Raw genomic sequence first — 14304 nt, 5'->3', positions numbered from 1 at the left:
CCATCACTGCCTCCCCAAGTGTGCAAGGTATGCTTCTTTTTGTTCAGCTAGTTGCGCTGGCATTTCAGCATAAACATGATTGAAAACATCTTCTACGTTTGGCGGAGGAAACTTTTCCATTTCTTCAACGGCTACTTCGACTTCACGGGTCGTTTTCTCTTGAGTTGCTTGAATCCACTCCTCATTCCAGTAGCCGTAATTTTTCATAAATAATTCTAATCGTGTCAGAGGATCCACGATATCCTTTCCTTGTTGTGCAGGCCGGTATTTAGACGGATCATCAGCGGTCGTATGGGCACCTTTTCGCCAGGTAACCGCTTCTATCAATGTCGGGCCATTTCCGCATCTAGCATTATCAAAGGCCTCTTTCGTCGTGAAATAAACAGCAAAACAGTCATTGCCGTCTATCCGAAATCCCGGTATCCCATAGGCCACTGACTTTTGTGCAATCGTTGCAGAATTCATCTGTTTTTCAATCGGAACGGAAATGGCATATCCATTATTTTGATTAAAGAAGACGACTGGCACTTTGAAAACGCTCGCAAAATTCAATCCTTCATGGAAATCTCCTTCCGAAGTAGCACCATCTCCGAAGTAGGCGATTGCTGCATTTGGGGTTCCTCGTTTCTTTTCTGCCCATGCGGCACCTGCGGCATGAGGTAATTGAGTTGCAATTGGAACGGCTGGCGGGAAAACATTTCGATCTGCCGGGGCTTTACACCCTTCTACTCTGCCATTCCAATACAAAAACGTTGTGGCCATACTTTTTCCAAATGTGATTGTAGCGCCATGATCACGATACGTTGGGAAAACCCAATCGTTGGCATTTAATGCAAGGGCGCTCCCCACTTGAGCAGCTTCTTGTCCTTCAAAAGGTGCGTAAGTCCCTAAGCGTCCTTGTCGTTGCAAGTTAATCGCCTTTCTATCAAACGTACGAATTCTCAGCATGTGATAGTACAACTCTTGAACCAATTGCTCATCAATCTGCTTATCGAAACTTGCATCTACGAAAAAGCCTTCATCATCTACTATTCTTTTTATAGGATAGGATTGTTCCATTTGGCATGCCTCCAATCAAGATAGAGTACGAATCGACCACTTTGGTTTGACAGGGACCGAGTAAAAACTATTGCGTTTTTTCCCGTCTGCTATCCTTTTCTCACACATCGCATTCGCCGATTCCTCCGTAGTTTTTCCACTACCCGTAGCTTCCTTGTATACTTCTAAAATCGCGTCGTAGATATGCTTCGTCTTCGCAAGTACGCGTTCATGATTACTGCCATACAATTCATCTGCCACTTGAATGAGCCCACCCGCATTGACGATATAGTCTGGTGCGTATAAGATTCCTTTATCACGCAACAATTTTCCATGTCTATCCTCTAACAATTGATTATTAGCGGAACCTACAATCGCTTTTACTGTCAGCTGAGGGATTGTCGTGTCGTTAATAATCCCGCCAAATGCACATGGTACAAAGATATCCGCTTCTTGCGCGTAGATATCTTCGTTTGCCACAACTTGTACTTTTCCCGTTGTTTTTGCGGCCACTGCTTCAATTTCCCGCAGACTGGCTGCGTTAATATCCGTGACATAAATGTGAGCGCCAGCTTGAAGTAAACCACTTGCGACTTTGAATCCAACTTTCCCAAGACCTTGAATGGCATAGCGATGTTGACCTAGGTCGTCCTCTCCAGAGAGCCATTGATTGGTCGCCTTTAACCCGTACAAAACGCCCTCTGCTGTAGGAATAGACGAATCACCACCGCCTCCATATACTTCCGGTAGACCATTGACAAAATTGGTTTCTTTCATTGCATAAATGAAATCATCCATCGTCGTCCCCATATCCGTACCTGTATAAAAACGACCACCTAGTGAATTAACAAATTGACCAAATGCGCGGAATAATTCCGGTGATTTATCTTTTTTGGGGTCGCCGATAATCACTGCTTTGCCACCGCCAAAATCGACATCAGCTGCTGCACATTTATAGGTCATTCCTTTGGACAGGCGAAGAACATCTTCTAACGCTTCATCCACACTGCTATACGGCTGCATTCGACATCCACCTAGTGCTGGTCCTAGTGTTGTATCATGGATGGCGATAATTGCCCGCAAACCTGTTGAAGGGTCATTGCAAAAAATAACTTGCTCATGTTCACTCATCCGTTCGAAAATTTCAAATCCCTTTGTAAGTGCCGCTTTTTCTGCTAGCATCACGTATATTTCCTCCTTAGGATAGGTCATGCAACGTCTGTTTTAAGACGATGCCTCTTTCAACCTTTCCGCTATTTTTTCCTTTGGCATGATTACTTGTACCACTACACCCTTGCCAATGAGCCCTAAATGATTTTCTGCCACGACTTCTGTCACTACCCGATTGTCCAGATATTCTAGTAAAGTGGCTGTTAAGGTCACTGTCGATCCAAGTGGAGAGGCTGCAAGATGCTTCAGTTGAACGGCCGCACCCATTCCCTCTTCATGGTCTTCCAAAAATGGCAGTATGATTTTCCGAGATACCCACTCCATATGGTATGTCATAGCTACCGTTGAATAGACGGGATGTACAATTTCACCTTCAAACGAAGCAAACATGTCCTTTGTCACGATGATTTTTATCATTTCTTCTCGACCCACACATAATCCTTGCTTCATGATTGATCCCCTACCTAATTTATAGTTTAGTATTCTCTACTGTATGCCTAAAATGACTAAAGAATTTAAACCAATTTATGTGACTACTTTACTTGACTTAGTTGTGCAGAATTTTTTTAAACTCCTTTATCGATTCATTCACCCGCCTTTCCGCTTCTTCCATCATGCTATCCAGTAACTCTTTCACAGTCGGAATGTGATCGATCAACCCGGCAATTTGACCGCTATTGATAAATCCATTGTCCATATCCCCTTCAATCGCACCTTTGATATGTTGTTTTTCCGATGTCAGTTCACCGTATTGTTCCGGAGTCATGCCTGATTTTTCTAAGTTGCACAGTTTCATGGCATAGGGTGTCTTTAAGATCCGTCTCAGTTTTCCTACACTGCGTCCAACGAGTAACGTTTCCGTATCACTTGCTTTGACAAGGTTATGCTTGTACGTGTCATGAAATGGCGCTTCCTTTGTTGCGATGAAACGGGTACCCATTTGCACACCACTTGCGCCTAATAGAAGCGCAGCTGCCAATCCTTTACCGTCACCGATTCCTCCTGCCGCAATGACCGGTACATGGACATGTTTCACGATTTGGGGGATGAGCGTGAATGTCGTCAGTTCCAAATTAGAGTTAATGCCTGCAGCTTCAACACCTTCAGCCACTAGAATGTCCGCCCCGGCTGCCTCCGCTTTTTGTGCATGTTTGACCGAAGCAACAAGCGCAATGACTGTGATGCCCTGGTCGTGGAATGCAGGAATATAAGGCGCTGGATTCCCTGCGGATAGCGAAACAACTGAAATTTTATGGTGGATCACGAGGTCCATTAGCTCTTTTACATATGGTGTAACGCTGATCGCAATGTTGATAGCAAACTTCTTTTTGGTGAGTTGTTTCGTTTCAATGATGATTCGTTCTACCTCACGCGGCGTCATCGTTCCGCAGCCGATTGTGCCAAGCCCCCCTGCCTCTGAAACAGCTGCTGTCAGTTTTGCATTACTAATATTGCCCATGCCGCCTTGAATAATTGGAAAAGCAATCTGTAGCATTTCACAAACGTTTATCATTTTTCTTCCACCCCTATGGTAGTATGGTATGCTTGATAGAGTTAAAAAAGGATTAAGAAAAATCTAATAGTTGAGGGAGGGGTTTCATTTTGATCATCACATTTAAAGGGAAGCGTCCGGTACTTGATCCGACAGTTTTCGTCGCTCCGGGCGCTAAAATTATCGGGGAAGTTCAAGTTGGGTTTGAATCTACCATTTGGTTTAATACTGTCCTGCGGGGCGATGAAGGGCCTATTACCATCGGGAATCGATGTAGTATCCAAGATAATTCGACCATCCACTTATATGAAGATGCCCCCGTCGTGATTGAAGATGAAGTCACTGTTGGCCACAACGTTATCCTTCATGGTTGCAAAGTCGGCAAACGCTCCATTATTGGAATGGGTTCTACCATTCTCGACCATGCGGAAATTGGAGAAGAATGTATTATCGGCGCCAATACACTTATTCCACCCGGCAAAAAAATTCCGCCTCGTTCACTAGTTGTCGGTTCCCCTGGTAAAGTCGTGAGAGAATTGAACGACAAAGACTTTGACATCATTCAATTATCGATCGATTCATATGTGCAAAAAGGCTATGACTATCGAGAGATTTTTGAAAACGAAGAGAGTAATTGAGAACAAAAACACTATTTCAACGACAAAAAAAGCATCGGTACACTGGCACCGATGCTTTCTATTTTTGAATAGGTTTACTACTTCAACTAGAACAACCGTTAGTTGAATAAGGTCGTTTTAAGGGAAACCCTTTTATGAGGGTTTCCCATTCTTATTGCAACCGCTCTGTTCACTACCATTTATCACTGTAATGAACAATGGTATTAATAATTAACCTGATGATAGATTAATTGCACCACGCCAGAAGAGAACGTTCTTTTATCAACCATTGTTAAATTTACCCTCTGTTTGATATCCATGAACATCGGTTTTCCTTTCCCCAAAATAACAGGGTGAATAGATAATCTAAATTCATCAACAAGCCCTAAATTTATAAACGTTGTGATAAGACTTGCTCCGCCATATAGCCAGATGTCTTTACCAGGCTTATTCTTCAATTTATTTACTTCTTCTAGAATATTTTCATTTATAAATATTGCTCGATTATCAGTCCCGAGTTGTGTTCTGGAAAACACATATTTCTCTTTACTATGAACCAATTCCCACATTTCTTTATCGCTTTCAGATTCTTCCGTTTGCGGGATATATTGTCCCCATAAATCGTAACTTTTTCTACCATAGAAAATAGTATCAATTTGATTTAGGAAATTAGTGAACCCCATTTCAGGGTCCATAATGCACCAATCAACTTCCCCATTTTCCCCTTCAATAAAACCATCTAAAGTAACAGCTAAATCTAAAATTATTCTTCTCTGTTTTACGTTAGTTGACATACCTCTACCTCCTATTGCTTCTTCTGCCACGTTGAAGAAGGATTATCCAATGAACGGAATGTACGTTCTATTTTATTGTAACAATATTTTTTCGATTGTTCAACTGAACTACACGATAGTAAAAATGCGTCTCTACAAGTTGTAGAAACGCACGCATTAGTTCAAGAAGAGCGATACTAGGTTCGTTTATTAAAATTTGATAAGGCATTCAGCAATTACACGATTTCGATATACCCTTCTGTTCCGTGAACACGGATTCGTTGCCCGTCTTTGATTAGTTGGGTAGCATTTTCCACCCCAACAATTGCTGGTAAGCCATATTCACGTGCGATAACGGCTCCATGGGTCATCAGTCCACCAACTTCAGTGACTAGACCTTTTATGGATACAAACAACGGTGTCCAGCTAGGGTCAGTAAAGGATGTAACTAATATGTCTCCATCTTCTAGATCAGCATCTTCCATATTTAAGATGACACGTGCTCGTCCCTCTATCACTCCGGAAGAAACAGGTAGACCTACAATAGCTTCAGCTGGGAGATTTTCTCGTTTGTACTTACCCACAACGATTTCACCATCAGACGTGAGTACACGTGGTGGAGATAGTTTTTCATAGAATTTGTACTCGTCTTTTCGATCGCTAATAATTTGTCTGGTCGCAAGCTCTGCTTGCTGCTTGACCAAGCCACCCGGGAAATCTAGTTTAGTTGTGCGCACGACTTCGTGAAGTTCTTCAAAAGTGAGATAGTATATATCCTCTTTTTCATGAATCACGCTGGCTAATACGAGTTGTTCGGCTTCTTTCAGTAAGGCCTGCTTATAGACAAAGTAGCGATTCACCATGCCGTATTTTGGATATTCTCTATACCCGCTGTAATTCCGGATTAGGTCGATCATTTGTTTTGTTTCTTTGGCTTTTAGCTCACCATCCGGTAATTGTTTCAATCGCTCCAATAACTCTTGTTCTTTAATTAACGCTTCCTGTCGCCCTTGCTCAAATTTCAGATTGCTGACATTCGGCTCAAAGTTTTTGATGTTCCCCAGAATCATAGGGACAAGTGTAGTTGGTCTTTCGCTCCAACGCGTTTTAGTCAGATCGATTTCTCCGGCACATCGCATGCCGTATTTGCTGAGATAATCGTAGAAAGCGTCTTGGGCTTCCTGTCCACCCTCATACTTCACAAGGTTATCCAAAAAGTACTCATCTTTTACATGTTGTAAATAGGCAATTACTTCTGGATAAGGACGAATCACATCTGCGACATCCAATAGAGCCAGTCCCATTTCCGAAGTAATATTGTTTGGTACAGATTGAGAAAGCGTATCTGCTACGTTTTTTTCATCTAACCACTTGTTCATATTTTCATTGATCCATGATGAAGCATTCATAGCAGCCATAATTACACCCAAACTTTGTGGGTCAAATAAAATCTTCTTTAATTGCTGGATATCTTCTAGAATAAAATCAAATAAATCTGATCCTGATTTCGTTTGGATGTTTTGTTTTAACCCTTCTATCGATGTTTGACTACACTTAATCAAATCAGCAACGATTGTCGGATTCTTTTCGATTGGTGCTTGAATACCTGCAGATGACTTACCTTTATTACTTTTGCTGGGACCCAGTTCATTGTGATCATCCGGTAATGATTTAATAAAATCTCCGCGGTCTATTATGGTCATAAGTGCGTCTTTAATGAGCGGATCGGATTGTCCTAGAGTATTCAACAACATTTCTCTACTAGCAGGTGAAGCCAGACTATGTGTAATATCAACAAACAACCTTCCACCAGCTTTACGCATAGGTGCAGGAGTCGTTAATAGGTAAAAAGACAATCCCAGTGGTTTCATAGAATCGGTCATCATTTGTTGGTGACCGACAGATACGTACACATGATTTTCTTGATCATTCGCTTCAGGAATCGGGTATAAAGTAGTGATTGGGCGACTCTGGACAATATAAAATGTATCCTCAACCAAACACCATTCGATATCTTGTGGGTAACCAAAATAAGCTTCGATTTGCCTTCCTATGCGCGCTAGTTGTAAAATTTGTTGTTCAGTGAGTGTTTGAGTCCTTTGCCGATCAGGATCAATCGGGAGGGTCTTTGTTCCGCCTTCTTTTAGTCCATAGGTAGCCAGTTTTTTGGTTGCAATCATCTTATCGACGATTTTCTCGTCCTGTACTTTATAACAATCGGTAGAGACTAAGCCAGAGACCAGTGCTTCTCCAAGGCCAAAACTAGCATCGATTGATAGCAGCTTTCGGTTAGAAGTAATCGGATCAGCGGTAAATAAAATCCCTGAAGCCTGTGGGAAAACCATCCTTTGAATGATAACGGACAAATAAACTTGACTATGATCAAATCCATTTTGCATACGGTAGATGACCGCGCGATCCGTAAATAATGACGCCCAACATTTACTGATATGCTGCAAGATAGCATCGAGGCCGATGATATTTAAATAGGTGTCTTGTTGACCAGCAAAAGAGGCATGTGGTAAATCTTCAGCAGTCGCACTAGAACGCACTGCATAAGCATGTTCCTCACCAAAGCGGGTGAGATAGTGAGTAACTGCCTTCACAACATCAGAAGGAATTTCTACGTCCATAATGATTTGTCGGATTTTCCTGCTGATTACACCTATTTGATCGCGATCTTCTACATTAAGGGCTGTTAGTTGATCCAACAAAACATGATACGCTTCATTTTGATCGATGACTTTTTGATAGCCCACTGTTGTCACACAAAATCCTTCTGGTACTTGAATGCCCTCGACTTTTGATAATTCCCCTAAATTCAACCCTTTTCCGCCAACGAGCAAAAGCTGCGTTTTTTCCATTTCCTGAAAACCGAGAACCAACGAACTCATTCTATCTCTCCCCTAACCATTACATTTCTTTTATACCCCTTGATATATTTACTACATTTAACAAATATAAATCAGTCGTATCTCAGCCTTGCTGATTAACGTAAAGTTCTATTGAATTTTAGCAGTAGAACATATGAATAAACAGTCTATATTACCTATTTTTAATCTGCTATAATTAAATTAGGAAGAGATAGTATTCCATTTTTTTAATAGCTAGTTTTTACGATACTTTCACCTGATAACCCGGTACATCCCCTCGAAAGTGGCTCATATACCAATGAATATGATTACACTCAACTTACCCCAAAAACACCTTGTATTCATATGTGCTATCAAACTCTTATAAAACAACCGCCCATTCGTTCAACAAGAATGTTCTTTTAACTTTTCCAGTGAATCGATCACTGACTTCCATGCGGATGATGACGGATCGATCACCATAAAATGTTCTACATCTTGAAGTACTACCAAGCGAACTTTATCGCCCTTGTCAATTGCCTTATGATAATACTCGATGCTCAATTCAACTGGGACATGGCGGTCTAATTCACCATGTATTAAAATTTGCTCGACTTTCAAAGGCAATAATTCTATCGGTGAAGCTAGCCTATAACGTTCAAATACTTCTTGGGGTGATCCCTCAAGAAAAGAAGCTACGGGACTTATCATCCCTTTTTCCTCATGGATTTCCCACATCCTCCTCAAATCCAAGACACCTGCCAAAGATATTACGCTCCGTATAGGTATAAGCAGAGTTTTACCGATTTCATCCATGTGAACTTTATTACTTCGGGATGCCAACCAGAGAGCCAAGTGCCCCCCTGCTGAATGCCCAAGGATAACCACTCGTGAGAGATCGAGCTGAAAGCGTTCCTCTAGCTGGATGAAATGATTCACAGCATCTATAACATCTATAAACGTTCCTGGCCAACCTCCACCATCTTCTCCGACTCGTCGATACTCTATATTCCAAGTCGCATAACCACGACGAGTTAAATCTTCATCCAATGGTGTATTTTCTTCAAGTCCGTATTTTGATTGCCAAAACCCACCATGAATCGTAACAATTACTGGACAACGCCCTGAAAACTCAGGCATACGCAATACACCAAATTGGGACGGATGATCTCCATAGGGTATCTGAAAAGTTTCTGTCAATGTAATAACCCCTTTCACTATTTGCTTCAAAACCACGCTACTTCCTTTATTCAACAAGAAAACCACATCTCCTGTTCTTATTAAACAAGTGCGGCAGTTTGTGAACACCTTCGTATTTTATTTTCCAGTCACAATTAGAGCCCTTTTCTAGAACCCCAAAACACGTATCCACTCAAACATAACTGAATAACACTCAAAGCTAAAAACGGATTAGTTACGATATAGGATTCCTCTAAAATAATGCGCTGAAGAATCAAGCTGAAAAAGAACACTGCTCCCATAATGGCAGATGCATACCACGAACTGTTATGTCTCTTCTTAAAACTAAACACCGCCGCTATAATATTACCCAGTCCAAATATGACAATTGCGAGAACCCCAGGCATAACCCAGCTATCAAAAGGGAGCCTGGTTGCCCAACTAGCAGGATATTCCTCGGCGAAGATTCCATTACTTGACCTAACCATTTGAGTCCCTATCCATATTGCACCTGTCGCCAAAAACAAGTCATACAAGCCCAACATCTTTGCTCTACATGTTCGCTTCATCTTCCCCCCATAACCTCCTGCGCGATTCAATAACACTCTTCCACTCCCCCCTCGGTAGTAAAAAAGCGTCCCCACTTGTTGTAGAAACGCACCCATTAGTATAATTATGTCATCCAATGAAGTTCGTTAAATTTTTCCAACGATTGCATAAAGAAATGCAATCAATAAAATACCTAATGAGATGGAAAGTAACGAGATATACTTCATTAACCCTTTTTCTTTCTTAAAGAAAGCGATTATACCAAGTACAATGCCTGTTAAATAGACACAAAAGCCAATAAATATTCCCCAATACTCCAAAATATCGTTATTAATCGGCGGGAAAGCCATATATGGAATAAAAAATTCCAATGACAACTAACATGATCGAATACTTACTAAACTTTCTTTCCATTTTTTCTCCCCACTCTATTCTATCTATTTAACCTTTCCTTATTGAATTTACCTGCCCTTTAGTAAAAAGAACTATTAATCCGAAAAAGTTTCCCCTTTATCTAAGTTCAGAGTGTGATTGTTGATTGTGATAATATGGTTATTTATCCAAGCCGCATCCGCTTTGTCCATATTGTCATCGTAATAAATCCTCTTTTTAAACCAAAGGGGACCATTTACTATTCCTTCTACACTAATGGAGGTAGCGGCTCCACCGTTTAATGTGTAAAAGTCGATGGTAATTTTAGAGTCAGGTGATTGTGCTGTTTCAATAGGTTCTCTCGCAAAAGTATTTACCGCTACCCCTAATAGAAAAATTGCCGAAAGTGGGAATGCAATTAGTACCGTCAGCCAACTTCTCCATCTCGCTCGCCTACTACTTTTGTCTTTAAATCCAATAATACCCGAGACGAAAGTAATTACGGTGAGTAACCATAAAGTCAAAGCAGGTGGTGCCACTTGCCAAGTTCGGTTATATGACGCATATAAAGCCTGTAAAGAAAAAACAATTATTAACAAACATAAAAGGAAGGACCACAAATTATACTTTCTTCCCACTAAGTTACCTCCCGTTTATAAGTTCTGGTGTTCTCCAAAAAATCTTCTTACTAAAATGCCCCGCTAGTTCAGCAATCACACCACTACTATTGATCAAATGAAAAAATAAGTTAGCTTTTTGATTGTCCATCGCCATAAAGATGAGGTCATCGAAGTTTGCTTTACCATTATTTAATATGGATAAATTGGCCACAGTAATCTCTACTTTTTCACTTAATTCAGTGACACTCATCTTTCACTTCGCCAACATGACATCTACATTTACTATGATCATCTACACTGTCATATCATAATCATCTTTGTAAACAATGGCTTTTTTCACTATAGCTCGAATGAGCATAATTACCGCTGCTACTATCCAAATGATAAAGGTTATACCTATCATAATTAATGCTAACAATGGACCAGGCCCTCCAAAAGTTCTCATATACTGGAATATAATGATGATTCCTATAGATGCTACAATGCACATGCCAACTAAGATCTCTACTCCACTAATAAATCTTGAACCAAATGTCAAACCACGATCAAATATTATCAGTAAATACATGATGATTCCTATTCCGATTAATAATAGAGCTAACAATAATTCACAAGTTATAAGGATAGGTAATTTAGCATAATTAAGTTCAGGATATAAAGCGCTATTCTGTTCTGCAATAATCGGCAGAACATATACCGCAAAGAATATCACCCCTATTGCAAACACAATTAATAAGATTTTTAAAATAAGTGACGCTATATTCACTTTCAACCTAATCCACCTCCAAAATTTTCATCTGATTACAGCATAAAGCTCATAAAAATGTAAGTCAATATAAATTTATCGAATTACAACAAATAAATAGAATTGCATTAGTGTTGAAAAAAGAAAAAATTCTCGAGTTCCTTTAGAGGAATTCTCGAGAATTTATTGGATTCGGACCTTTATTTTAATTTCACAATATCCCTTATTTCACTAACCTCCCCGTTAGCCATTCATGTAGCTCAAAAGATAAAAAAATGTGTGTAGATCGGGTATTGGATACTACGGCTGGCGAAGAAGGTCGATGAACTATGGTGCCATAGAAGCCATCTGTTAGTCTGACTCCAACGACAACGGCGCATCACAGACTGTCGCACCTAATACGGGTAGCACTTGGGAGATTAATCCTATACTGGTTACTATACCAGCCTTGATTATATTCTCTGAAGAATCGAGCTGATTCTTGATTTACCTTTCAATTCAACATTACATTCTCAAGGCTCAGTCTTTTTTAAAAAACCTTTTCTTAGCTTTTTTGTTATGCGATATTATCAATAATAAGAGTTCTTTTATTTTCATGGGTGTTTATAACCTATCTTCAAGAATAATCGTTTGTTTTTTTATAAAACACTGTATTAGCCTTGTCCGACTCTCTAAAAACTCATAGTATATAAAGACTTTTCCTCTGGATAAAAAGTCACCGATATACCTCCTTAACTATGTTAAGAGGTACAAAAATTACTATAGAAAGGGGGGATTAATATGCATGATAATCCTAGAGATATTGAAGTAATAGTCAGTCCAGTTATTAACAATGTAGACACTCAGGTACAAGCCCAGTTACAAGCTCAATTTGAAGCTCAAGCTCAGTTACAGGCCCAATTGCAAGCTCAATTTGAAGCACAGGCTCAGTTCCAAGTTCAGTTACAAGCTCAGTTGAAAAAAATTATTGACAAACTTAGATAGTTGTCAATAATGCCTTAATTAACTGAAACCAATTACTTTGTAGGAGGTGATTTAAAATGGGACTAGCAAATGATTGGAATGATGAACCTAAAATTAAAGTTCATGTAAACCCACACATTACAAACCGTGACACGCAGGCACAAGCTCAAGTTGAAGCTCAAGCTCAGTTACAAGCACAATTGCAAGCTCAATTTGAAGCTCAAGCTCAGTTACAAGCTCAATTTGAAGCTCAAGTGCAAGCTCAATTGAAAAAAATATTCGACTTAATTAAAAAAAGAAGATAAGAATGCCTACTTTTATGTAGTTTGACTATTTGTTTTTAGTAGGAAATATAAGACTGTTTGAGAAATCTCATTCGGTCTTTTTTGTAAATTTGACATCGATATTTATTTTCGACTGACAAACATTCCGATTTTTTTAATCTTGTTGAAGTAAAGCACCCATTAGTTGAATTAAATTTTAAACGTTTGAATTAGACATAGCTCATCATCAATTAGGTCCTGTCTTTCATGAGTTTCAATATTTAATCCATTATAAACTTTTTTCCAAAATGCAACCGCACGCTTATTTTCAACAACCTGCATTACAAAATATTGCCCTGGTTTCTCTTTAAATATTTTCCCTGCAGCCTGCACAGCCAATCCTTTACCTTTGTACTTATTGAGTATAAAAAAGTCGTTTATTCCATAATCATTGTTTTTTTTCAAAAATGGGCGTTCTAATAGTAATATAAAACCGATAATTTCATCATCCAACTTTATAAAATAGGGCGATAATCCATCTACGCCCCAGAATTTATCCAATTCTTCATAATGAAAGACACCATCTTCTCCAACATCTAGATTCGTGGTGAAATTCGAAAGCTCGTGAAGATACAATGAGTAAAAGTTACGCAAAATAGATTTTTCTGATTCCAAAACTTCTTTAAGTATAACAGTCATTGTAAAATACTCCTTATTTTTTTCCTAATTATAGCATATTAGCTGCCACAAATTTTCAATATTTTAATATTATTTCTTATCGAACTATCCTCCTCCGTAAGCCATCCATAAAGCGCAAAAATCAGCACTTCACCACAAAATATGAAAGGTGATTAAGTTCTTTCATAGGAGTTGAATAAGAAAAAAGAGCCGCCTAAGCAGCTCAACGATCTGTAACTAACGCACGCATTAGCACAATGTGATTATAGTGGTGGATTTTCCACACCTAAATGAATCCAATCTTCTTTTGGTGGTCCATAAACCCCAAAAGGTTTTATTCCTGCTTGACGCATAAGAACTGTAACTTGTCCACGATGATGAACAATGTGTTTGATTAGTCCCATAATAATCATTGCATTTGATTCTTCTCTCCCAAATGCGATTTGCACTTGCTTTAAAGTTTCATCCGTCCATTGTTCTTCAATCATTTTTGCTGAATACGAGCTTACATTTTTAAATGTCTCAGCAATTTCTTTTGCTGTAGTTGGGACGTTTTCCGCGTTTCTTACCACATCGATTTTTAACCCGAAATTAACTAAGTATTCCGGAATATTTGTTGTTAAATGCCACGCAATTCTTCCTAAAGTACGACCTTCTGGATAAACTAATTGTTCTAATGAATCATCTGTCAAACTATCCAAAACGTTTTGAGTTAGCATAGATTCCTTATTCAATTCTTTGATAAAATCTGAAATCGTTACATACATATATAATTCCTCCTAAGTCCATTCAATATTTTTTTTGTTATTGGAGATACATTATAGAACACTTGATCTTATATGTCGAGTTCCCTTATTGAACTAACCTCCCTCTATAAACATTAATGTATCAACGGTTCCCATCACTTCTTGATGAATAGAAAATAATTTTTCACTTCATTTATAAACAGTGTTTTGAATTTATAGTTATAATTTACAAGCTAGGTGTACGCTC

16 protein-coding genes and 1 pseudogene are annotated in these 14304 nt (G+C 39.2%); 3 read left to right on the top strand and 14 right to left on the bottom strand.

The annotated features are described in order from the left end of the window. Positions 1-3: 3 nt before the first annotated feature. From pdhA to ACIQ0H_RS16910, 4 genes are all read right to left on the bottom strand, one after another. Positions 4-1059: a pyruvate dehydrogenase (acetyl-transferring) E1 component subunit alpha gene (gene pdhA, locus ACIQ0H_RS16925; RefSeq protein ID WP_403417230.1), complete on the bottom strand. Its 1056-nt coding sequence runs from the start codon at positions 1057-1059 to the stop codon at positions 4-6. A gap of 15 nt (positions 1060-1074) precedes the next feature. Continuing rightward, on the bottom strand, positions 1075-2220 hold the full coding sequence (locus ACIQ0H_RS16920; protein ID WP_403417599.1) for a Leu/Phe/Val dehydrogenase: 1146 nt from the start codon (positions 2218-2220) through the stop codon (positions 1075-1077). A gap of 42 nt (positions 2221-2262) precedes the next feature. Further along, a complete protein-coding gene (locus tag ACIQ0H_RS16915) occupies positions 2263-2658 on the bottom strand; it encodes a thioesterase family protein (RefSeq protein ID WP_403417228.1) in 396 nt (131 codons plus the stop codon). Positions 2659-2755: 97 nt separating this feature from the next. Next, positions 2756-3721, bottom strand: coding sequence for an NAD(P)H-dependent flavin oxidoreductase (locus tag ACIQ0H_RS16910; protein ID WP_403417225.1), 966 nt, complete (start codon positions 3719-3721; stop codon positions 2756-2758). Positions 3722-3810: 89 nt separating this feature from the next. Here ACIQ0H_RS16910 and ACIQ0H_RS16905 point away from each other — a divergent pair, with 89 nt between their 5' ends. After that, the gene (locus tag ACIQ0H_RS16905; protein ID WP_403417222.1) at positions 3811-4338 is read left to right on the top strand and encodes a gamma carbonic anhydrase family protein; all 528 of its coding nucleotides are present in this window, start codon (positions 3811-3813) and stop codon (positions 4336-4338) included. A gap of 203 nt (positions 4339-4541) precedes the next feature. On the opposite strand, the gene ACIQ0H_RS16900 is transcribed toward ACIQ0H_RS16905, so the two are convergent. The 8 genes and pseudogenes from ACIQ0H_RS16900 to ACIQ0H_RS16865 form a co-directional block, all read right to left on the bottom strand. Then, positions 4542-5111, bottom strand: coding sequence for a dihydrofolate reductase family protein (locus ACIQ0H_RS16900; protein WP_403417219.1), 570 nt, complete (start codon positions 5109-5111; stop codon positions 4542-4544). A gap of 215 nt (positions 5112-5326) precedes the next feature. Beyond that, positions 5327-7984 (bottom strand): phosphoenolpyruvate synthase, encoded by a 2658-nt coding sequence (gene ppsA / locus ACIQ0H_RS16895; protein ID WP_403417216.1) that lies wholly within the window; start codon positions 7982-7984, stop codon positions 5327-5329. 363 nt (positions 7985-8347) lie between these two features. Further along, positions 8348-9142, bottom strand: coding sequence for an alpha/beta hydrolase family protein (locus tag ACIQ0H_RS16890; protein ID WP_403417214.1), 795 nt, complete (start codon positions 9140-9142; stop codon positions 8348-8350). 134 nt (positions 9143-9276) lie between these two features. Further along, positions 9277-9726: a hypothetical protein gene (locus ACIQ0H_RS16885; protein WP_403417212.1), complete on the bottom strand. Its 450-nt coding sequence runs from the start codon at positions 9724-9726 to the stop codon at positions 9277-9279. Positions 9727-9816: 90 nt separating this feature from the next. Continuing rightward, the gene (locus ACIQ0H_RS16880; protein WP_403417209.1) at positions 9817-10041 is read right to left on the bottom strand and encodes a hypothetical protein; all 225 of its coding nucleotides are present in this window, start codon (positions 10039-10041) and stop codon (positions 9817-9819) included. Between the two features lie 117 nt (positions 10042-10158). Then, complete coding sequence (locus ACIQ0H_RS16875; RefSeq protein ID WP_403417207.1) at positions 10159-10680, bottom strand: DUF5412 family protein; 522 nt, start codon at positions 10678-10680, stop codon at positions 10159-10161. A 157-nt stretch (positions 10681-10837) separates the two neighbouring features. After that, positions 10838-10954: pseudogene (locus ACIQ0H_RS16870) on the bottom strand (helix-turn-helix domain-containing protein); the annotation flags it as partial. Further along, positions 10955-11428 (bottom strand): DUF2975 domain-containing protein, encoded by a 474-nt coding sequence (locus tag ACIQ0H_RS16865; protein ID WP_403417596.1) that lies wholly within the window; start codon positions 11426-11428, stop codon positions 10955-10957. 759 nt (positions 11429-12187) lie between these two features. Here ACIQ0H_RS16865 and ACIQ0H_RS16860 point away from each other — a divergent pair. Both ACIQ0H_RS16860 and ACIQ0H_RS16855 read left to right on the top strand, forming a co-directional pair. Continuing rightward, complete coding sequence (locus ACIQ0H_RS16860) at positions 12188-12391, top strand: hypothetical protein (RefSeq protein ID WP_403417204.1); 204 nt, start codon at positions 12188-12190, stop codon at positions 12389-12391. A 56-nt stretch (positions 12392-12447) separates the two neighbouring features. Next, positions 12448-12675: a hypothetical protein gene (locus ACIQ0H_RS16855; protein ID WP_403417201.1), complete on the top strand. Its 228-nt coding sequence runs from the start codon at positions 12448-12450 to the stop codon at positions 12673-12675. 168 nt (positions 12676-12843) lie between these two features. Here the strand turns inward: ACIQ0H_RS16855 and ACIQ0H_RS16850 are convergent, their stop codons facing one another. Both ACIQ0H_RS16850 and ACIQ0H_RS16845 read right to left on the bottom strand, forming a co-directional pair. Further along, on the bottom strand, positions 12844-13332 hold the full coding sequence (locus ACIQ0H_RS16850; protein ID WP_403417199.1) for a GNAT family N-acetyltransferase: 489 nt from the start codon (positions 13330-13332) through the stop codon (positions 12844-12846). A 242-nt stretch (positions 13333-13574) separates the two neighbouring features. Then, a complete protein-coding gene (locus ACIQ0H_RS16845) occupies positions 13575-14078 on the bottom strand; it encodes a DinB family protein (protein ID WP_403417196.1) in 504 nt (167 codons plus the stop codon). Between the last annotated feature and the right edge of the window lie 226 nt (positions 14079-14304).

This window comes from Sporosarcina sp. NPDC096371, assembly GCF_044762865.1.
Taxonomy (GTDB): Bacteria; Bacillota; Bacilli; order Bacillales_A; family Planococcaceae; genus Sporosarcina.
The sequence above is the reverse complement of the archived record's forward strand: the minus strand, read 5'-3'. Positions and strand labels throughout refer to the sequence as shown.

Excerpts from the sequence above, each read along its gene's own strand:
- pdhA (WP_403417230.1), bottom strand. The coding sequence starts at position 1,059 with ATGGAACAATCCTATCCTATAAAAAGAATAGTAGATGATGAAGGCTTT.
- ACIQ0H_RS16920 (WP_403417599.1), bottom strand. The coding sequence starts at position 2,220 with ATGCTAGCAGAAAAAGCGGCACTTACAAAGGGATTTGAAATTTTCGAA.
- ACIQ0H_RS16915 (WP_403417228.1), bottom strand. The coding sequence starts at position 2,658 with ATGAAGCAAGGATTATGTGTGGGTCGAGAAGAAATGATAAAAATCATC.
- ACIQ0H_RS16910 (WP_403417225.1), bottom strand. The coding sequence starts at position 3,721 with ATGATAAACGTTTGTGAAATGCTACAGATTGCTTTTCCAATTATTCAA.
- ACIQ0H_RS16900 (WP_403417219.1), bottom strand. The coding sequence starts at position 5,111 with ATGTCAACTAACGTAAAACAGAGAAGAATAATTTTAGATTTAGCTGTT.
- ppsA (WP_403417216.1), bottom strand. The coding sequence starts at position 7,984 with ATGAGTTCGTTGGTTCTCGGTTTTCAGGAAATGGAAAAAACGCAGCTT.
- ACIQ0H_RS16860 (WP_403417204.1), top strand. The coding sequence starts at position 12,188 with ATGCATGATAATCCTAGAGATATTGAAGTAATAGTCAGTCCAGTTATT.
- ACIQ0H_RS16855 (WP_403417201.1), top strand. The coding sequence starts at position 12,448 with ATGGGACTAGCAAATGATTGGAATGATGAACCTAAAATTAAAGTTCAT.
- ACIQ0H_RS16850 (WP_403417199.1), bottom strand. The coding sequence starts at position 13,332 with ATGACTGTTATACTTAAAGAAGTTTTGGAATCAGAAAAATCTATTTTG.
- ACIQ0H_RS16845 (WP_403417196.1), bottom strand. The coding sequence starts at position 14,078 with ATGTATGTAACGATTTCAGATTTTATCAAAGAATTGAATAAGGAATCT.